Origin of the sequence: Caulobacter sp. Root487D2Y (assembly GCF_001427165.1) — a bacterium.
Classification (GTDB): Bacteria; Pseudomonadota; Alphaproteobacteria; order Caulobacterales; family Caulobacteraceae; genus Caulobacter.
In genome coordinates this window covers 52,225-69,240 of the sequence record NZ_LMFD01000014.1, presented here as the reverse complement: position 1 = coordinate 69,240, position 17,016 = coordinate 52,225, and the positions used below count along the sequence as shown (strand labels likewise).

Sequence of the window (17,016 nt, the reverse complement as noted above, 5' to 3'; positions counted from 1 at the left end):
ATTCGTCGCACGCCTAGGCCGCGCCCTGGGGCCACGCTTTCGCCGGAGACCGTCATGATCCGCCTGTTGCTCAACATCCTGTGGTTCATCTGCGGCGGCTTCATCTCGGGCTGCCTGTGGCTGCTGGGCGGCGCGCTGCTGGCCATCACGATCGTGGGCCTGCCCTATACGGGCGCGGCCTGGCGCATCGCCGGCTTCGCCTTCTGGCCCTTCGGCAAGGAGCTCGTGCCGCGCGAGCTGGTCACCGGGCGCGAGGACCTGGGCACCGGCGGCCTGGGCTGCGTGCTCAACGTGATCTGGTTCCTGCTGGGCGGCTGGTACATCGCGCTGTCGCACCTGATCGCCGCCGCCGCCGAGGCCGTGACGATCATCGGCATCCCGTTCGCGATCAAGGACCTGCAGCTGGCCATCGCGGCCATCGCCCCGATCGGGCGGACGGTGGTGGACCGGCGCTAGGCGTCAGAAGCCGGTGAATAGGCGGTCGACGGCGCGGCGGATCACCAGGTTCGCAGATCGTCTCCGAACGCGCCGTGCTCTTCGACGAACCGGTTGAGTTCTTTGATTGCCTCGGCGTTCTCCTGTGACCACCTCCGCGCGCGTTCCTCGGCGCCGGCGGGGTCGATCTTCTGGAGGTGCAGCCGCAGCTGGGTCTCGCTCATGCCGGCGACGGAAATCCCCAGCCGCTTGGCCTGAGCCAGCAGTTCCGGATCGATGCCGATGTCGAGTTCGACCTTGCCCATGGGCGGAGGCTAACACGGCCCTCGACCGCCTGACAGGCGCGGAAACTGGCGTTTCTAGCTCGCGCTCCGCCGCAACACGTGCGTCCAAGGCCCCGTATCGTCCGGTGAAAATCCCTGCGCCTCCCAGAACGGGGCGGCGGCGGGGGAGGCGGCGGCGTTGCAGGTCAGGAGATCGACCTGGTCGAGGGCTTCCTGCACGAGGGCCGCCGCCAGGGTCCGCGCCACGCCCTGGCGGCGGAAGGTCGGGCGGACGTAGAAGCGGCGCACGCGACGGGCCGGCTCGTCGGCGGCGGGTTCGACCGACAGGCCGCCGATCCCCGCCAGCTCACCGGCCAGCAGCGCGCCCAGCAGGGCCTCGCCGTCGCCGTCGAAGCGCTGGCCGCCGCCGGTCCAGCCCTCGGCCAGCCGCGCCATGTTGCCGACGCCCTCGCTCGCCGCGTCGGCGAGGAGGGCGTCGAAGCCGTCCGGCAGGTCTTCAGAGATCCGGATCAGCTGGATCAAAGGGTCAGCCCGGCGAGATCATGTTCTCGGGGCGGACGTACTGGTCGAACTCTTCGTTGGTCAGGTAGCCGCCGCCGACGGCTTCCTCGCGCAGGGTGGTGCCGTTCTTGTGCGCGGTCTTGGCGATCTTGGCGCAGATGTCGTAGCCCAGCTTGCCGTTCAGGGCCGTGACCAGCATCAGCGAGTTCTCGACGCCCTTCTTGATGTTGTCGACGCGCGGCTCGATGCCCACGACGCAGTTGTCGGTGAAGCTGATCGCGGCGTCCGACATCAGACGCACCGACTGCAGGAAGTTGTAGGCCATCACCGGATTGAAGACGTTCAGCTCGAAGTGGCCCTGGCTGCCGGCGAAGGTGACGGCGGCGTGGTTGCCGAACACCTGGACGCAGACCTGGGTGAGGGCCTCGCACTGGGTCGGGTTGACCTTGCCGGGCATGATCGACGAGCCGGGCTCGTTTTCCGGCAGGCTCAGTTCGCCCAGGCCCGCGCGCGGGCCGCTGCCCAGGAAGCGGATGTCGTTGGCGATCTTGAACAGGCTGGCGGCGACCGTGTTGATCGCGCCGTGGCTGAAGACCATCGCGTCGTGGGCGGCCAGGGCCTCGAACTTGTTCGGGGCGGTGGTGAAGGGCAGGCCGGTGATGGCGGCGATCTGGGCGGCCACCTTCTCGGCGAAGCCTACGGGTGCGTTCAGGCCGGTGCCGACGGCGGTGCCGCCCTGGGCCAGCTCCATCAGCTTGGGCAGGGTGCTCTCGATGCGCTCGATGCCGTTGGCCACCTGCTGGGCGTAGCCGCCGAACTCCTGGCCCAGGGTCAGGGGCGTGGCGTCCTGGGTGTGGGTGCGGCCGATCTTGATGATCTTGGCCCAGGCGTCGGACTTGGCCTTCAGCGCCGCGTGCAGGTGCTTGAGGGCCGGCAGCAGGTCGTGGACGATCTGCTCGGCGCAGGCCACGTGCATCGCCGTCGGATAGGTGTCGTTCGACGACTGGCTCATATTGACGTGGTCGTTGGGGTGGACGGGCTTCTTGCTGCCCATCTCGCCGCCCAGCATCTCGATCGCGCGGTTCGAGATCACCTCGTTGGCGTTCATGTTCGACTGGGTGCCCGAGCCGGTCTGCCAGACCACCAGCGGGAAGTGCGCGTTCAGCTTGCCGTCGATGACCTCGTTGGCGGCCGCCACGATGGTCTCGGCGATCTTCGGGTCCAGCTTGCCCAGGGCCAGATTGGCCTCGGCGGCGGCGCGCTTGACGATGCCCAGGGCGCGGACGACGGGAAGCGGCTGCTTCTCCCAGCCGATCTTGAAGTTGCCGAGCGAACGCTGGGCCTGAGCGCCCCAGTACTTGTCGTTCTCGACGGCGATCGGGCCAAAGGTGTCGGTCTCGTTGCGCGTGGCGGTCATGCGGCGGGTCTCCCGGAAATCTGTCGAGCGGGGGTCTAGACCCAAGGCGGGCGGAGGGCAACGCTCCCGACTTGCGAAGCCGCACCGGCGACGCTACGACAAGAACGTTCGAGGAACGGAGTTCGCCGATGAGCCCCCACATCGCCCTGCTGCGGGCCGTCAATGTCGGCGGCCGCAAGGTGCTGAAGGACGACCTGCTGGGCCTGGCCAAGGACCTGGGCTTCGACGACGCCAAGACCCTGCTGGCCAGTGGCAACCTGGTGCTATGGGGGAAGGGCGGCCCCCACAAAAGCGATGCGGACGCCGACATCGAAAGGCGCCTGGAGGACGGTCTGGAGAAGCGCATGGGCCTGCGCACCGACTTCATGGTCCGCTCGCCCGCGGAGCTGAAGGCGATCATCGCCGCCAATCCGTTTCCGGATCTGGTCGAGGCCCGGCCAAGCCACCTGGTCGTCAACTTCCTCAAGCATCCGATCCCGGCGGCCGACGTCGAAGTGCTGCGCGCGGCGATCACCGGCCGCGAGCGGGTCGAGGGCGGCGGCAAGGAGCTCTATGTCGACTTCATCGACGGCATCGGCGAGTCGATGCTGGATCGCGACTGGAAGAAGACCAAGAAGGCCCCGGTCGGCACCGCCCGCAACTGGAACACGGTGATGAAGCTGGCCGCGATGGCGGGAATCTGAGGCGGGAAGGGCGGTCGTCCTGACCCGGACGAGAGAGCGTCAAGATCTTGAGATCCGGTCGTTTTCGCAGGATTTGACGGCGCCGCGCGCATGATCTGATCAGTCTGGTCGGCGCATGATATGTAACGGACAAATCCATTTCTGATTGACAGCGCTGTCTTTCATGGTCATATCTCTCGAAACACAGGGGAGGGCGACCATGGGCTCGGCGAAGGCTGGCGATGGACGGATCTTGGCGCTCGACGTCTTGAGAGGACTGGCCGTCGCCGGCATGATCCTCGTGACCAGTCCCGGATCGTGGGACCAAAGCTATGGGCCGCTCAAGCACGCGGCCTGGAATGGCTGGACCCCGGCCGACCTGGTGTTTCCCACCTTCCTGTTCTGCGTCGGCATGGCGATCGGCCTCTCGGCGCCGCGCCTGCGGGCGGGGGATCGGGCCTCGGCCGCGTTGTGGGTCAAGGTGGCCCGCCGGACCGGCCTGCTGATCCTGCTGGGCTTGGTGCTCAACGCCCTGCCGACCTTCGACCTGGCCCACCTGCGCATACCCGGCATCCTGCAGCGGATCGGCCTGTGCTACGCCCTGGCCAGCGCGGTCTGTCTGCTGCCCGCCAAGCCGGCCGCCGACGGAACGCCGCGGATCGATATCGGCGTCACCGCCCTGGCCGCCGTGGCGCTGCTGGTCGGCTATTGGGCGCTGCTGGCGTTCACGCCGGTTCCCGGCTTCGGCGTCGGGCGGCTGGACTCGCACGGCTCGCTGCCGGCCTTCGTCGACCGGGCCGTGTTCACGATCCCGCACCTGTGGCCCTACGGCCTGACCGAGGGCGTGGGCGTGACCTACGACCCGGAGGGCCTGCTCTCGACCCTGCCGGCGACCGTCAACGTGCTGCTCGGCGCGATCGCCGCCACGATGCTGACCCGGCGCTCGGAGCGGGGCGCGGAGGGGGCGGCCAGTCTCGTCCCGCTGTTGGTTCTGGGCGCGGCCCTGGTGGTCGCCGGCCTGGCGCTGGTTCCGGTCGTACCGGTCAACAAGCGGATCTGGACGTCCAGCTTCGCCCTGTTCAGCAGCGGCGCCTCCTTGGTCGCCCTGGTCGTCCTCCAGGCCGTCCTGAAGGTCCGGGCGGCCCGGATCATCGCGGCGCCGCTGAAGGTGCTGGGCGGCAACGCCATCCTGGCCTTCGTGGTCTCGCAGGTGCTGGGCGCCTGCGGCGGCCTGACACTGAAGCATCGCGCGGGCCTTCCGGACCTGACGCCCCAGGGCTTCGGCTTCGAGACGGCCCAGCGGCTGACCGCGGATCCCTACCTGGCCTCGTTCCTCTGCGCCCTGGCGATCCTGACCTTGATCACGCTGGTGATCGCCCCGTTGCACCGGCGCGGGATCCATCTGCGGCTCTAGGTATTTGTTTCGACGCATTTTCTTCACGCGAACCGATGTCCACTTCGCTCGAAAGTGCTCTAGTCATGGCGGGGTGCCGAGCGGTCCGATATAGGGGCGGGACGCACCTCCGCTCTTTGGGAGACTCCCATGCTCGTCGCCACCACCAACGACCTGCCCGGCTACCGTGTCGTCGCCCATCTGGGCCTGGTGCGAGGCGTCACCGTCCGCTCGCGCAGCGTGATCGGCAATCTGGGCGGCTCGATCCAGTCGATCTTCGGCGGCAAGCTGTCGATCTATGTCGACCTGGCCGAGGCGGCCCGCAAGGAAGCCTACGACCTGCTGGTGGCCCACGCGGCCGAGCTGGGCGCCAACGCCGTCATCGCCATGCGCTACGACGCCAACGAGATCATGGAAGGCATCACCGAGGTCCTGGCCTATGGCACCGCCGTGAAGGTCGAGCCCCAAGCTTGATGCCGGGGGGAATGGACGACGGCTGGACGCATCACGGCAAGGTCAGGGCCCGCGAGGACGGCGGCGAACTGACCCTGGTGGTCGACGGCCTGACCACCCAGGCCAAGTACTACAAGCCGCTGATCTACGAGTTCTTCCGCAAGGTCTGGCGCGGTTCGCGGCCGGCCTGGGGCGAGTTCTCGGTCGAGATCGGCATGGAGTTCGTCGGCGAGCCGCCGTGGATGGACCTGGACAACCTGGCCAAAGCCCTGCTGGACGCGATCAAGGGCTACGCCTTCCACGACGACGCCCAGGTCGCCCGGCTGCTGGTCGAGCGCCGCCCGGCCGAGCGCGAGCGGATCGTCATCGTGGTGCGGAAGCTAGAGTCGCGCTTTCTGCGGGCCACGCTCGAAGACTGACGCTCCCACCGCGAACAGCAGCACCAGCATGAAGGCGCCGTAGCGGCCCTGGCTGGCCGGGTCGTCGGACATCAGTTTCTGGAAGTTGGCCAGCACCAGGTCGGCGCCGGCCAGGATCGGCATGCCGTAGGCCAAGGCCGGGAACAGCCGCCGACCGCGCGGAATGCGCCGCAACCGCGCCGTCGCCTGGAACACGAAGGTCACGGCCGCCGCCGCCGCGAAGGCGTTCAGCGCGTAGAACCAGAAGGCCTGCTCGAGCAGGCCGTTTCCGTAGGCGGCGTAGAACAGCGTGGCCGCCAGCCAGGCCAGCAGGCCGGCCAGACCGAAGATGGCGGCGTCCAGTTTTGACACGATCGGCTCCCCCCGAGGCTTTCTCGGGGAGGGCGGTGCATGGGACGTGCCGACTTAAATTCCGCTCATCCCGGCGAATGCCGGGATGAGCGGGTGAAAGTCAGGTGTTCCAGAACTCCAGGAAGCCCCACGCCGCCAGCAGCAGCGCGAAGCCCAGGAAGATCAGGGTCGTGCAGGTGAAGGCCAGCTTGCGCAGCGAAACCCAGCTGTCGACCCGGCGGCCGCCGCGCCACACCAGGGGCAGCATGGCCAGGGTGGCGATGGTCAGCAGGGTGGCGACGAAGGCGCAGGCCGAGGCGCTCAGCAGCCAGCCGCTGGGCCAGCCGTAGAACACCTTGGCCAGATCGCTGGCGCCGTTGGCGAACACCCCGACGCCGATCAGGGCGATCAGCCAGAGGATGGCCTGGATGGTCTGCAGCAGGCTGGCGCGGGCCTGGGTCGGGGTCTGGCGCGCCTCGCGGCGATCGCGGGTGGCCACGCCGATCAGGGTGGCGATGGCCGCCAGGGCGGTCAGCACGGCGAAGGTCGTCAGCAGGGCGGGCTGATGCGGGAAGCCGACGCGCTCGAACGCCGCCTCGCCCATCGGCGAGAAGAACCGCGTGACCTTGCCGTCGTCGCGCTGGAAGACCAGCAGGCCCGGGCCGCTGACCGGCGCGAAGGTGTCGGGCTGGTCGGTCGCCGTCCATTGGCTGGACTTGCGGTCGATCGTCAGGGTCAGGCGGCCGTCCGGGGCGGCGCGCACGGTCGCCTCGCCGATCAGGCGGTCGATGAAGCCCTCCAGCCCGCCATAGGCGCGGCGGGTGGTCAGGAACTGGCCTTCATAGGCCCGCGCCTCGTCATGGGTGATCCGGCTGGCGGCGGGGATCTCGGGGCGCGGGGCGTAGAAGCGCTCGAGGATGGTCGAGGGCAGGCTGCTGGGCAGGTCGGCGCCGGTGTCGGTGTTGACCGCCACGAAGATGCCCAGGCCCAGGTCGGGAACCATGACCATGTTGGAGTGGAACCACAGGGTCGCGCCGGCGTGGCCGAAGCCGCGGCGGCCGCCGGGCAGGGGGATGTCCTGGAAGCCGGCGTTCCAGCCGGGGGCGCCGTCGGCCGGGCGGTAGGTCGGGGTGCGGAACAGCGCGCCGGTCTTGGACGAGAAGATCGTCTTGCCGTCGATGGTCCCGCCGTTCAGCAGCAGGGTCATGTAGCGGGCCATGTCGCCGGCGGTGCTGGAGGCCGAACCGGCGGGCGCGATGTGGCCGATGAATTCGGGCGCCTCGGTCTGGAAGCCCAGCGGGGTCCACCGGAAGCCGTCCGACAGGTCGGCCGCCAGGTTCGGCGCCATCGGGGCGGGCAGATTGTCCTGCCACGGACGGTTTTCGCGGAAGGTGGTGTGCGTCAGGCCGGCGGGCAGGATCACCTGTTCGGCGACCACCTTCTCGAACGGCTGGCCCGTCACATTGGCCAGGGCCGCGCCGGCCAGGCCGACGCCGTAGTTGGAATAGGCCGGCAGCAGGCCCGGCTCGCGCACGCGGTTGGGGCGCTCCTGGCGCAGATACAGCTCCAGCGGACGCTCGCGGCGCGGGTCGCGCTCGAACAGCTGGCCCAGGGCCCGGTCCTCGAACCCGGCGGTGTGGGTCATCAGGTCGCGCAGGCGCACCGGGGTCTTCTTGCCCTGGTCCTTCAGCTGCAGCTTCTCGGGCAGGTAGATGTTGATCGGGGTGTCCAGGCGCATGCGCCCGGCCTCGACCTCGTTCATCAAGGCGATCCAGGTGAAGGTCTTGGAGATCGAGCCGATGCGGAACAGGGTCTTGTCGGGATCGACCTTGCGGCCGTCCTTCAGGCTGGCGACGCCGTAGCCCTTCTTCAGCACCACCTGGCCGTTCTGGACGACGGCGATGGTCACGCCGGCGATATGGTCGCGGAGCATGCGATCGCGCACGACGCCGTCGACATAGGCTTCGAGATCGGCGGCCGGCAGCGGCGCCGACGGGCTGGTCAGGACGGGCGACGGGGTCGGGGCGGCGGCGCTCGACGCTGTCGCGGGCGCGGGCGTCGCGGCGGCCGGCGCGGCGGATTGCGGGCGCGGGGCGCGGCGGCGACGGACGGTCGCCGTATAGGGAACGGGGGCCGACGGCAGCGTGGCGGTCGGAGTCGTGGCCGGCGGCGGTCCCGCGGGGGCGACGTCTTGGGTTTCAGCCATCGTCGCGCCGAAAAGGCCGCAACCGATGATCGCCGCCGAGAGAACGGCCCTGAACGAAAGACGCAGCGTCACGAACAAGACCTCGCCGGCTATGGAAAACTAAGGTGAGCAGACTTCTAGGGCGCCCCGGCCGGGGATCAAAGGGGCTGTGGTCCGCCTTCCGCCTCTTTCCCGTGGACGCCCTATCGTTCAGCGCCGCTCGAAAGCGTGGCGGCGGCGGGTTTCGCCGAGCCTCGCGGCGGCGGGCGCGGAAAGGCGTAGAGCGGCAGCAGCGGCCGTAGGCCGGCGCCGATCCACAGCTGCGGCTCTGAGGCCGGCTCGGCCCCGGTGTCGCGCTCGCGCCGGGCCACGCAGCCCTGGACCGCTCGACCCAGGGCCGCGAAGTCACGGGCGGTCGGCGCGGACGACAGGAAGCAGTCGTCGAAATAGGGGTACTTGTCGTCCTCGCTGCAGCCGAACGAGGTGCGGTCCGACCGCGCCGCCGTCAGAATCATCCGGTCCTCGCGCTGCAGGGGTTTGACGAAGACGCCGGAGAAGCAGGCCGAGACCACGACGATCGATGGGCGCGCCGGGCAGGCGTCGTCGATCACCGCCGCCAGCAGGCCGGGCGGCAGGATGTCGTCGTCGAGCACCGCGCCCTCGGGCGCGCCGTGGCTGGTGAGGTAGACCAGGCAGCCGGCGGTGTTCTTCGTCGCCAGGTCGCGCAGGTCGTCGTGGATGGCGCGCAGGTCGGTCTTGCTTGGCCTCACGGTCGGATAGCGCTTGGGACGCACCGAATACTGACGGATGGCGTCGGGGGCGAAGCCGAGGCCCGCCAAGGTCAGGCCGATGTCGCGGCGGGCGTTGTCGAAGGCCTCGGTCGGACCGCCCGAATGGGCGTGCCAGTCGCCGGCCACGACGACCGCGGCCCAGTTGGAGAAGGGGCCCTCGGCGTGCGCGGGGACAGCGAGCAGCGGCAGCAGCAAACCCAGAACCAGGCTCGCGAACCGCTGCATGGCCGGTCTACTTCTTGAATTTCGAGAACGGCGTCGGGATCGCCGTGGCGCTGGCCTTGGCCAGCAGCCGGCCTTCGGGGTCGTAGAGTTCGCCTTCCAGGAAGCAGACGGTCTTGCCCCAGCGGACCACCCAGCCGACGCCCTTGAGCGGGCCGGGCAGGGCCGGCCGCAGGAAGCTGGTCTTCATCTCCAGGGTCGGGACCACGCAGGTCATGCCCGAGGTGATCATGCCCGCCACCGACATGCACTCGTCCAGCATGGCGCAGACGAATCCGCCCTGGACCTGGCCCATCGGATTGCCGACCGCCTCGACCGAGGGCTCGAAGGCGATCTCGACCCGGCGTTCGGCCTGGCTGACCGACAACATGCGGAAACCCAGGGTGCGGGCGCTGCCCGGCGGGTTCTTGGATGCGAGAAATCGCGCGAGGATCGCCTCGTCCGTCAAGGTTTGCGGCGTGTCCGAAGCCACGTTGCTTGGGGTCACATCGTTTGGGGCGATGTCGCTCACGCGGCTATTTCTTGCGGAACTGGTCGAGGGAGATGATCTTCGGAGCCTCTTCGCCGCCCTCGGTGGTGGCGACGACCTCGGGTTCCGGCTCGGGCTCGGGCGCCTGCGGGATGATTTCCGGAGCCTCGAACTGCAGGGCGAACTGCACCGACGGGTCGTAGAACCGGGTCACCGCCGCATAGGGGACCGACAGCCGCTTGGGCTGGCCGCCGAACTTCAGGGTCACCGAGAAGAAGGTCTCGCCCGGCGCCAGGTCCCAGTACTGGTGCTGCAGGATGATGGTCATCTCGTCGGGATACTTGCCCAGCAGGTCCTGCGGGCCCGAGACGCCCGCCGCCTGGGTCTTGAAGGTGATGTACAGATGGTGCGGTTCGGGCAGGCCGCCGGGCGCGGCGGCTTTCCTCAGCGCGGCCTTCACGACGCCGCGCAGGGCGTCCTGGGCCATCGCCTCGTACTGCATCAGATCTTCAGGCGGATTGGTCTGGGCCATGCGGTCCATCGTAAAGCGGGAACTGGAACGAAGCGAGCAGAGTAGCGTGTCGCGGGGAAGCGGCAAAGGTGGAACGGGCGTCAATTTTGAGAGAGCTTTCCCTCCCCACAAGGGGGAGGGAAAGGCGCGGAGTTTGAATATGGAAAGTGGAGGGATTCTGTTGGCAGGCTCCCGCATCCCTTCGCAAGGAAGAGGAGGGAGCCTCGGCGATGTCGTGGAAAGTGGAGGGATTCTGTTGGCAGGCTCCCTCCGGGCCCCGCCTAAGGATCTGAACCCCTAGGACTTAAGAGGCGAGATCACCCGCACCGCATTACGCGGCGATGGCGAACTCTTCAGCGAAGTTATCGTTCGCAGTTAGTTTAGCGGCCCGATACGGTGAGCCACGCCGAGAGAAAGCATACACCTTTACACGTCTGTCGATGCTGATCGGCCCCATGCATTCCCGTGATAACTCGGGAGGTCTTGGTGGAGCCGCCGGGAATCGCACCCGGGTCCAGTCCGCTTATTACGTGCGCGTTTATCCCCATAGTCCGGGCGAACCCGAACGAACTCAATATAGGGGGTGGGAGGCGTGGAGGGAAGGCCGCCCGTGTTTTTGGCCATGTCCGGGGTGGCGGCGACGCTGGGCGCGGGGCGGCGGGGTCAGGCTCAGGCGGCCCTCGGTCAGCCGGCCGGCCAGCTGTCCGCCGCCGTCCTCGAACAGGCGAACGTCGTCGCCGACCAGCTCGTAGTGGCCTTCGAAGACCAGTTCGCCGTCGTGGTGTTCCTCGAACCGGCCGTCGAGGCGCAACTCCAGGCTCACCGCCCCGTTGGCGCTGGCCCAGACGCCGGAGACGCGGCGGCCGATCAATGGACGGCTCCCCAATGGACGCCGCTCAGGGCCGAGGCGGCGGTGACGAGGGCGGCGGCGGTCGGCCAGGCGGCGACGAACCACCGAGGCGCGGCCTGGGGCCGGCGGGGCGTAAAGCGTGTCATGATATCCTCGGGGGCGGACGGCCGCTGCGTCGTTCGGTCCCGGGTCCCCAGACCCTAGGAAAGGGCGAGAGCTCGGAAAGGGGCGGCGACGGCGGCGAGGCGGGATGTCGCCACCATGACTCATGGATCGCCGTTCGCGATAGACCGATGCTGCCCCTTGATTGCACGATCCTGCACATCACCTCTGACAGGCGTGACCGGCAAGCCCGGCAGGCGTAGGACAACGTCCGCCCGCAAAAGGAAATGCCGATGGTCGAGCAAGGCGAACTCGCCGCGCTGATTGAACGATACGCGCCTCACGACGGTGAGCACGGCATCTGCGACAAGGCCTCGCTGCATCGCGCGAGCCAGCCCACCGAACCCAAGCACGGCGTGTTCGGCGCGGCGGTCTGCGTGGTGGCCCAGGGCCGCAAGCAGGTGCTCAGCGGCGGTTCGGTGCTAGTCTACGACGCGCTGAACTATCTGGTCGCCTCGGTGGACCTGCCGGTGATCGGCCAGGTGATCGAAGCCTCGCCGCGGGAGCCCTATCTCAGCTTCCGCATGGACCTCGACCCGGCGGTGATCGGCGACCTGCTGCTGCAGCTGGGCGGCGAGCCGGCCCTGGCCCAGGACGCCGGGCCGCTGATCGGGGCCATGGCGGTCAGCCAGGTCAATCCGCCCCTGCTGGACGCGGTGATGCGGATGGTCCGGCTGATCGACACGCCGCGCGACGCCGCCGTCCTGGCCCCGCTGATCGAGCGCGAGATCCTCTACCGCATGCTGCTGGGCGATCAGGGGCCGCGCCTGGCCCAGATCGCCCGGGCCGACGGCCGCATGCGCCAGGTCAAGCGGGCCATCGGCTGGATCACCCGGCACTTCAACCAGCCGTTCAGCATCGAGGAGCTGGCGGCCGAGGCGCGCATGAGCCCCTCGGCCCTGCATCGCCACTTCAAGGCCGTGACCGCGCTCAGTCCCCTGCAGTACCAGAAGCAGATCCGCCTGCAGGAGGCGCGCAAGCTGATCCTGGCCCAGCGGCTGGACGCCGGCTCGGCCGGCCACGCGGTGGGCTATGACAGCGCCTCGCAGTTCAGCCGCGAATACGCCCGGCTGTTCGGCGCGCCGCCGCTGCGCGACGCGGCGCGCCTGCGGGCCCGGCCCGACATGCTGCTCGACACCTAGGGCGCGGCGTCGACCGCCCTAAAGGTTTTCCCCCATTTCTGGTCTGGCCAAAGAAGGACAAGCTCGCCGAGCTTGTCTTCGAGGCGAGCTGGGAGAGGGAGCGGGTCAGATGTCTAAGTTCGTCGCCGAGTTCATCGGCACGTTCGCCCTGGTGCTGTTCGGTTGCGGCGCGGCGGTCCTGGGCGGCGACCATGTCGGGCAGCTGGGCATAGCCCTGGCCTTCGGTTTCGCGATCGTGGCGATGGCCTACGGCATCGGCCCGGTGTCGGGCTGCCACGTCAATCCGACGGTCAGCCTGGCGGCCTTCGTGGCCGGGCGGATGAGCGCCAAGGAGATGCTGATCTACTGGGCCGCCCAGTTCGCCGGCGCCGTCGCCGGCGCCGCGGTGCTGCTGTTCATCGCCGGAGGCACGACCCACGGCCTGGGCCAGAACGGCTGGGGCCCCGGCTATGGCGGCGGATTCGGGGTCGAGGCGGCCTTCGCCTTCGAGGTGGTGATGACCGCCCTGTTCGTGATCGTCATTCTGGGCGCGACCGGCGCCGACGCCGCCCCGGGCTTCGCGGGGCTGGGCATCGGCATCGCCCTGGCGGTGATCCACATCGTCGGCATCCAGGTGACCGGCGTCTCGGTCAACCCGGCCCGCAGCCTGGGTCCGGCGATCTTCGTCGGCGGCCAGGCCCTGGCGCAGCTGTGGTTGTTCTTCGCCGCCCCGACGATCGGCGCGGTGCTGGGCGCGCTGCTCTACCGCTTCAACGTGCTGAAGGTGGGCTGAGGCGGTCTAGTGCGGCAGGTCGGACCAGTTGATCACGACCGAGTTCTTGGATTGGCCGACCAGGGTCAACTTCTGGCCGTGGTCGTCGCTGAACACGTCGAAGATGTAGCGGGCTCCGGGGCGCTCGACGTTCTTGAGGACCTTGCCTGAGCTGTCGAAGGTGACCAGGGCGAACGAAGTCCGATTGTCGGCGTAGCTGAACACCCAGGTCCTAGTCGGGCCGTAGTAGATGACGGGGCAGGTCTTGCTGGTCGGCGCGCCGTCGACCGGCGCGTTGATGCAGGCGGTCTGCAGCCCGGCGGGAATCGACGGGACCTCGGCGGAGGGGACGAACTGGATCTGGGGCGTGTTCGGCACGGCCTGGGCCTGGGCGGCGGCGCTCACGCCAAGGGTGGCGACGGCGCCGGCGACGCACAGCAAGGACTTCAGCGAAACGATCTTGGTCATGTCGGCTTCTCCCCCAGACTTATGGCCAAGCTAGATAACGGCGTTATGCCGAGTCTGCAATCGCCACGCGTGGGCGCGCCGCGGGTTGAGGCCCTACTTGTCCGGAGGCGCGGGCGTGGCGGTTTCCGTCGGCTCTTCCGCCGGCGCGGGCGCGGCGGGCGGCTGGGGGCGGTTGCCGGTCCCGGGCTTGAGCCGTCCGCCCGAGGCGATCAGCGAGTCATAGGCCTGTTGCTGGCGTGAGAAGTCGCCGCCGCGGGCGAACATCGCGTCGAACCGGGCGTCGCGGCCCGAGGCCGCCGACAAGGCGGCCGCAAGGGCCGGGGCGATCGAACCGACCTCGGCGTCGTCGCAGGCCCGGCGCAGGTGGCGCGCCTGGCCGGGGACCAGCAGGGTGACGTCCCACGAGACCCCCTCCAGGCACACCGGCTCCACCGCGCCGCCGCCATAGTCGACGGTCACCGAGCGCGGCTGGCTCCACAGCGGGGCGCCGACCAGCGCCTTCAGCGGCGCGATCTGCTGGGTCGCGAGTTCGGCGTCGATGTCGACCCGGCGGCCGATCTCGGGCGTGCAGCAGCCCAGGCCGGCGCGGGCCTGGACGAAGGCGCGGCCGTCGCGGCGCACGGTGACCCGGACCACCGCCTGGCGCACCCCTGTCGCCGGCCGAGCCCAGACCTCGAGCACCAGCTCGCCGGGCTTGATCAGCTGGCTCTGCAGGGGCTGCAGGCCCCAGAGGCGGTAGAGCAGGGGATCGACGCCGTTGTCGATCGGAACCAGCGTCTCGCCGGGACGCAGGCGGCGGCCCTGGAACGGGTCCTGCTCGGGCGGCGGCTTGGGGATCTCGGGCGACCACCAGATGACGGGATCGGGCGGAGGCGGCGGGCCAGGCTGGGGCGCGGGTTGCTGGCCGGCGAGGGGGAACCCCAACAGGAGGCCGGCCAAAAGCATCGCGCCTGTCATGGCTACATTCCTTCAACACCCCGCTCGATGGAAAGCACGCCGGTGCGCGACAGTTCCACCAGGCCCAGCGGCCGCATCAGATCCAGGAACTTGTCGATCTTCGACGGCGCGCCCGAGATCTCGAACACGAAGCTCTCCAGGGTGGTGTCCACCGGCTTGGCGCGGAAGATCTCGGCGATGCGCAGGGCCTCGACCCGATCGCCCCCCTGACCGCGCACCTTGACCAGGGCCAGCTCGCGCTCGACGCCGTTCGGGTCGCGCGTCACGTCGTGCACGCGGCGGACATTGACCACCTTGTTCAGCTGGGCCTCGATCTGGTCGAGCACCTGGCGGGTGCCGCGGGTGACCACGGTGATCCGGCTGGTATGGGCCTTGCGGTCGGTCTCGGCGACCGTGAGGCTTTCGATGTTGTAGCCGCGCGCGGCGAACAGCCCGACCACGCGGTGCAGCACGCCCGGCTCGTTGTCGACCAACAGGGCGAAGGTCGCGGTCTGCTCGACCTGGGCGTTGGGAGCCATGTCGTAGGCGGAGGCGGGGTGAAGGTCGGTGGTCATGGTGTTGTTGTAGCCCCTAACTTTGGAAATTTCCCTCCCCCTTGTGGGGAGGGGGGACCAGCGAAGCTGGTGGGTGGGGTCTGCTGACTCATCAAGCCCCACCCGACCCCTTCGGGGCCACCCTCCCCACGAGGGGGAGGGAAGAGCGTCAACTTAGACCAGCCCCGCGCCCGCCGCCCCGATGACATTCCCGATGTCCTCGACGTCGCCCATGATCATTTCGTTGTGGGCCTTGCCCGAGGGGATCATCGGCAGGCAGTTCTCGTCCTTGGTCACCATGCAGTCGAAAATCACCGGCCGGTCGCTATTGATCATCTCCAGGATCTTGGCGTCCAGCTCGGCGGGGTCCTCGCAGCGGATGCCCACCGCGCCGTAGGCCTCGGCCAGTTTGACGAAGTCGGGCAGGCTGTCGGAATAGGAGTGGCTGTAGCGTTCGCCGTGCAGCAGCTGCTGCCACTGGCGGACCATGCCCATCCGCTCGTTGTTGAGGATGAAGATCTTCACCGGCAGCTCGTACTGGATCGCCGTCGACAGCTCCTGGATGCACATCTGGATCGAGGCTTCGCCCGCGATGTCGATGACCAGGGCGCCAGGATGGGCCAGCTGCACGCCGATGGCGGCGGGCAGGCCGTAGCCCATGGTGCCCAGGCCGCCGGAGGTCATCCAGCGGTTGGGCGCCTCGAAGCGGAAGAACTGCGCCGCCCACATCTGGTGCTGGCCGACCTCGGTGGTGATGTAGACGTCCTTGTCGCGGGTCAGGTCGTACAGGCGCTGTATGGCGTGCTGCGGCTTGATGGCGTCGCCGGACTGGCGATAGCGCAGGCAGTCGCGGGCCCGCCACTCGTCGATCTGCCGCCACCAGTCGCCGAGCGCGACCTTGTTGGGCTTGTGGCCCGCCGCTTTCCAGGCGGCGATCAGGTCTTCGAGCACGCTGCCGGCGTCGCCGATGATCGGCAGGTCGACGCGGACGTTCTTGTTGATCGACGAGGCGTCGATGTCGATGTGGATCTTCTTGCTGCCCGGCGAGAAGGCGTCCAGGCGGCCGGTGACCCGGTCGTCGAAGCGGGCCCCGACGCAGATCATCACGTCGCAGTCGTGCATGGCGTTGTTGGCCTCGAACGTGCCGTGCATGCCCAGCATGCCCAGCCAGGCCGGATCGGCCGCCGGGAAGGCGCCCAGGCCCATCAGGGTCGAGGTGACCGGCGCCCCGGTCATGGCCGCGAACTCGCGCAGGGCCTGGCTGGCCTTGGGGCCGGCGTTGATCACGCCGCCGCCGGTGTAGAAGACCGGTCGGCGCGCCTGGGCGATCAGCTTGGCGGCCTCGGCGATGCGGTTCTGGTCGCCCTTGGTCCTGGGATTGTAGGCGTGGGTCGAGGCGACCTCGGTCGGGCCGTAATACTCGCCCTTGGCGAACTGGACGTCCTTGGGGATGTCGATCAGCACCGGGCCCGGACGGCCGGTGGTGGCGATCTTGAACGCCTCGTGGATGATCTGCGGCAGGTCGCGGACGTCTTTGACCAGGTAGTTGTGCTTGGTGCACGAGCGGGTCATGCCGACCGTGTCGGCTTCCTGGAAGGCGTCGGTGCCGATCAGGTGGGTGGGGACCTGGCCGGTGATGACCACCATCGGGATGGAGTCCATCAGGGCGTCCATGATGCCGGTGATGGCGTTGGTCGCGCCTGGGCCCGAGGTGACCAGCACGACGCCGGGCTTGCCCGAGCTGCGGGCGTAGCCCTCGGCGGCGTGGGTGGCGCCCTGTTCGTGGCGGACCAGGATGTGCTGCAGGCGCGGCTCGTGGAACAGCGCGTCGTAGATCGGCAGCACCGCGCCGCCCGGATAGCCGAACAGCACCTCGACGCCCTGGTCCACGAGGCCGCGAACCACGATCTCGGCGCCGGTCATGGCGCGCCCTTCTTGAGAAAGAGAGGGGATCGTCTGGGCGGGAGCCTGGCTCTCGATGGTCTGGTGGGCGGTCATGGCGGTGATCCGGGGGCTGGGAAGCTTGGCTTGGGGCAAGGCAGAAAAGAAAAAAGGCCCCGAAGGACCTTTTGTGCGCGCGA

21 protein-coding genes and 1 other RNA gene are annotated in these 17,016 nt (G+C 68.9%); 7 read left to right on the top strand and 15 right to left on the bottom strand.

The window, feature by feature from the left end; genetic code table 11:
* The first annotated feature begins 54 nt into the window (after positions 1 to 54).
* The gene (locus ASD38_RS20660; protein ID WP_056445691.1) at positions 55 to 456 is read left to right on the top strand and encodes a YccF domain-containing protein; all 402 of its coding nucleotides are present in this window, start codon (positions 55 to 57) and stop codon (positions 454 to 456) included.
* Positions 457 to 497: 41 nt separating this feature from the next.
* On the opposite strand, the gene ASD38_RS20655 is transcribed toward ASD38_RS20660, so the two are convergent.
* From ASD38_RS20655 to fumC, 3 genes are read right to left on the bottom strand one after another with little or no spacing between them, the layout of a single operon-like run.
* On the bottom strand, positions 498 to 740 hold the full coding sequence (locus tag ASD38_RS20655) for a type II toxin-antitoxin system CcdA family antitoxin (RefSeq protein WP_056463026.1): 243 nt from the start codon (positions 738 to 740) through the stop codon (positions 498 to 500).
* A 54-nt stretch (positions 741 to 794) separates the two neighbouring features.
* Positions 795 to 1,241, bottom strand: a complete 447-nt coding sequence (locus ASD38_RS20650; protein WP_056463024.1) for a GNAT family N-acetyltransferase — start codon at positions 1,239 to 1,241, stop codon at positions 795 to 797.
* Between the two features lie 4 nt (positions 1,242 to 1,245).
* Entirely contained in the window at positions 1,246 to 2,637 is a 1,392-nt protein-coding gene (gene fumC, locus ASD38_RS20645) for a class II fumarate hydratase (RefSeq protein ID WP_056463021.1), read from the bottom strand.
* Between the two features lie 128 nt (positions 2,638 to 2,765).
* Between fumC and ASD38_RS20640 the strand changes: the two genes are divergently transcribed.
* The 4 genes from ASD38_RS20640 (at position 2,766) to ASD38_RS20625 (ending at position 5,564) form a co-directional block, all read left to right on the top strand.
* Positions 2,766 to 3,320, top strand: a complete 555-nt coding sequence (locus tag ASD38_RS20640) for a DUF1697 domain-containing protein (protein ID WP_156390816.1) — start codon at positions 2,766 to 2,768, stop codon at positions 3,318 to 3,320.
* A 199-nt stretch (positions 3,321 to 3,519) separates the two neighbouring features.
* On the top strand, positions 3,520 to 4,713 hold the full coding sequence (locus tag ASD38_RS20635) for an acyltransferase family protein (protein WP_056463018.1): 1,194 nt from the start codon (positions 3,520 to 3,522) through the stop codon (positions 4,711 to 4,713).
* Between the two features lie 129 nt (positions 4,714 to 4,842).
* Entirely contained in the window at positions 4,843 to 5,166 is a 324-nt protein-coding gene (locus tag ASD38_RS20630; RefSeq protein ID WP_056445672.1) for a YbjQ family protein, read from the top strand.
* A complete protein-coding gene (locus ASD38_RS20625) occupies positions 5,166 to 5,564 on the top strand; it encodes a RusA family crossover junction endodeoxyribonuclease (protein WP_235523916.1) in 399 nt (132 codons plus the stop codon). The genes ASD38_RS20630 and ASD38_RS20625 overlap by 1 nt, the downstream gene beginning before the upstream one ends.
* Here the strand turns inward: ASD38_RS20625 and ASD38_RS20620 are convergent.
* The 8 genes from ASD38_RS20620 to ASD38_RS24960 all read right to left on the bottom strand — a co-directional run bounded on the left by ASD38_RS20620 (position 5,526) and on the right by ASD38_RS24960 (position 11,068).
* Positions 5,526 to 5,915, bottom strand: coding sequence for a hypothetical protein (locus ASD38_RS20620; RefSeq protein ID WP_056445666.1), 390 nt, complete (start codon positions 5,913 to 5,915; stop codon positions 5,526 to 5,528). The genes ASD38_RS20625 and ASD38_RS20620 overlap by 39 nt on opposite strands.
* A 100-nt stretch (positions 5,916 to 6,015) precedes the next feature.
* Positions 6,016 to 8,172, bottom strand: a complete 2,157-nt coding sequence (locus tag ASD38_RS20615) for a serine hydrolase (RefSeq protein WP_056463319.1) — start codon at positions 8,170 to 8,172, stop codon at positions 6,016 to 6,018.
* A gap of 110 nt (positions 8,173 to 8,282) precedes the next feature.
* Positions 8,283 to 9,095, bottom strand: coding sequence for a C13 family peptidase (locus tag ASD38_RS20610; RefSeq protein ID WP_056463014.1), 813 nt, complete (start codon positions 9,093 to 9,095; stop codon positions 8,283 to 8,285).
* Between the two features lie 7 nt (positions 9,096 to 9,102).
* Entirely contained in the window at positions 9,103 to 9,603 is a 501-nt protein-coding gene (locus tag ASD38_RS20605; RefSeq protein ID WP_082560831.1) for a PaaI family thioesterase, read from the bottom strand.
* 4 nt (positions 9,604 to 9,607) lie between these two features.
* Positions 9,608 to 10,093 carry an SspB family protein gene (locus ASD38_RS20600; protein WP_056445661.1) on the bottom strand — a complete coding sequence of 162 codons (486 nt, stop codon included), beginning with the start codon at positions 10,091 to 10,093 and terminating at the stop codon, positions 9,608 to 9,610.
* A 220-nt stretch (positions 10,094 to 10,313) separates the two neighbouring features.
* Positions 10,314 to 10,678: a transfer-messenger RNA gene (ssrA, locus tag ASD38_RS23540) on the bottom strand.
* Complete coding sequence (locus ASD38_RS20595) at positions 10,644 to 10,943, bottom strand: Atu4866 domain-containing protein (protein ID WP_056445657.1); 300 nt, start codon at positions 10,941 to 10,943, stop codon at positions 10,644 to 10,646. Before ASD38_RS20595 ends, ssrA begins: the two co-directional genes overlap by 35 nt.
* Positions 10,940 to 11,068: a hypothetical protein gene (locus ASD38_RS24960; protein ID WP_268761032.1), complete on the bottom strand. Its 129-nt coding sequence runs from the start codon at positions 11,066 to 11,068 to the stop codon at positions 10,940 to 10,942. Before ASD38_RS24960 ends, ASD38_RS20595 begins: the two co-directional genes overlap by 4 nt.
* 249 nt (positions 11,069 to 11,317) lie before the next feature.
* Here ASD38_RS24960 and ASD38_RS20590 point away from each other — a divergent pair, with 249 nt between their 5' ends.
* Together ASD38_RS20590 and ASD38_RS20585 are read left to right on the top strand one after the other, a co-directional pair.
* Entirely contained in the window at positions 11,318 to 12,226 is a 909-nt protein-coding gene (locus tag ASD38_RS20590; RefSeq protein WP_056463011.1) for an AraC family transcriptional regulator, read from the top strand.
* A gap of 109 nt (positions 12,227 to 12,335) precedes the next feature.
* Positions 12,336 to 12,998, top strand: coding sequence for an aquaporin (locus ASD38_RS20585; protein WP_056463009.1), 663 nt, complete (start codon positions 12,336 to 12,338; stop codon positions 12,996 to 12,998).
* 6 nt (positions 12,999 to 13,004) lie between these two features.
* On the opposite strand, the gene ASD38_RS20580 is transcribed toward ASD38_RS20585, so the two are convergent.
* From ASD38_RS20580 to ASD38_RS20565, 4 genes are all read right to left on the bottom strand, one after another.
* The gene (locus ASD38_RS20580; RefSeq protein ID WP_056445648.1) at positions 13,005 to 13,445 is read right to left on the bottom strand and encodes a hypothetical protein; all 441 of its coding nucleotides are present in this window, start codon (positions 13,443 to 13,445) and stop codon (positions 13,005 to 13,007) included.
* Between the two features lie 93 nt (positions 13,446 to 13,538).
* Positions 13,539 to 14,402 carry a hypothetical protein gene (locus tag ASD38_RS20575; protein ID WP_056463006.1) on the bottom strand — a complete coding sequence of 288 codons (864 nt, stop codon included), beginning with the start codon at positions 14,400 to 14,402 and terminating at the stop codon, positions 13,539 to 13,541.
* Positions 14,403 to 14,404: 2 nt separating this feature from the next.
* A complete protein-coding gene (gene ilvN, locus ASD38_RS20570; RefSeq protein WP_056463003.1) occupies positions 14,405 to 14,956 on the bottom strand; it encodes an acetolactate synthase small subunit in 552 nt (183 codons plus the stop codon).
* A 153-nt stretch (positions 14,957 to 15,109) separates the two neighbouring features.
* Positions 15,110 to 16,933: an acetolactate synthase 3 large subunit gene (locus ASD38_RS20565; protein ID WP_056463313.1), complete on the bottom strand. Its 1,824-nt coding sequence runs from the start codon at positions 16,931 to 16,933 to the stop codon at positions 15,110 to 15,112.
* Positions 16,934 to 17,016: the final 83 nt, after the last annotated feature.

Bases quoted from the DNA above. Each gene is read 5' to 3' on its own strand.
- ASD38_RS20660 (WP_056445691.1), top strand. From the start codon at position 55: ATGATCCGCCTGTTGCTCAACATCCTGTGGTTCATCTGCGGCGGCTTC.
- ASD38_RS20655 (WP_056463026.1), bottom strand. From the start codon at position 740: ATGGGCAAGGTCGAACTCGACATCGGCATCGATCCGGAACTGCTGGCT.
- fumC (WP_056463021.1), bottom strand. From the start codon at position 2,637: ATGACCGCCACGCGCAACGAGACCGACACCTTTGGCCCGATCGCCGTC.
- ASD38_RS20640 (WP_156390816.1), top strand. From the start codon at position 2,766: ATGAGCCCCCACATCGCCCTGCTGCGGGCCGTCAATGTCGGCGGCCGC.
- ASD38_RS20635 (WP_056463018.1), top strand. From the start codon at position 3,520: ATGGGCTCGGCGAAGGCTGGCGATGGACGGATCTTGGCGCTCGACGTC.
- ASD38_RS20630 (WP_056445672.1), top strand. From the start codon at position 4,843: ATGCTCGTCGCCACCACCAACGACCTGCCCGGCTACCGTGTCGTCGCC.
- ASD38_RS20625 (WP_235523916.1), top strand. From the start codon at position 5,166: ATGCCGGGGGGAATGGACGACGGCTGGACGCATCACGGCAAGGTCAGG.
- ASD38_RS20610 (WP_056463014.1), bottom strand. From the start codon at position 9,095: ATGCAGCGGTTCGCGAGCCTGGTTCTGGGTTTGCTGCTGCCGCTGCTC.
- ASD38_RS20600 (WP_056445661.1), bottom strand. From the start codon at position 10,093: ATGGCCCAGACCAATCCGCCTGAAGATCTGATGCAGTACGAGGCGATG.
- ASD38_RS24960 (WP_268761032.1), bottom strand. From the start codon at position 11,068: ATGACACGCTTTACGCCCCGCCGGCCCCAGGCCGCGCCTCGGTGGTTC.
- ASD38_RS20590 (WP_056463011.1), top strand. From the start codon at position 11,318: ATGGTCGAGCAAGGCGAACTCGCCGCGCTGATTGAACGATACGCGCCT.
- ASD38_RS20585 (WP_056463009.1), top strand. From the start codon at position 12,336: ATGTCTAAGTTCGTCGCCGAGTTCATCGGCACGTTCGCCCTGGTGCTG.
- ASD38_RS20580 (WP_056445648.1), bottom strand. From the start codon at position 13,445: ATGACCAAGATCGTTTCGCTGAAGTCCTTGCTGTGCGTCGCCGGCGCC.
- ASD38_RS20575 (WP_056463006.1), bottom strand. From the start codon at position 14,402: ATGACAGGCGCGATGCTTTTGGCCGGCCTCCTGTTGGGGTTCCCCCTC.
- ilvN (WP_056463003.1), bottom strand. From the start codon at position 14,956: ATGACCACCGACCTTCACCCCGCCTCCGCCTACGACATGGCTCCCAAC.
- ASD38_RS20565 (WP_056463313.1), bottom strand. From the start codon at position 16,933: ATGACCGCCCACCAGACCATCGAGAGCCAGGCTCCCGCCCAGACGATC.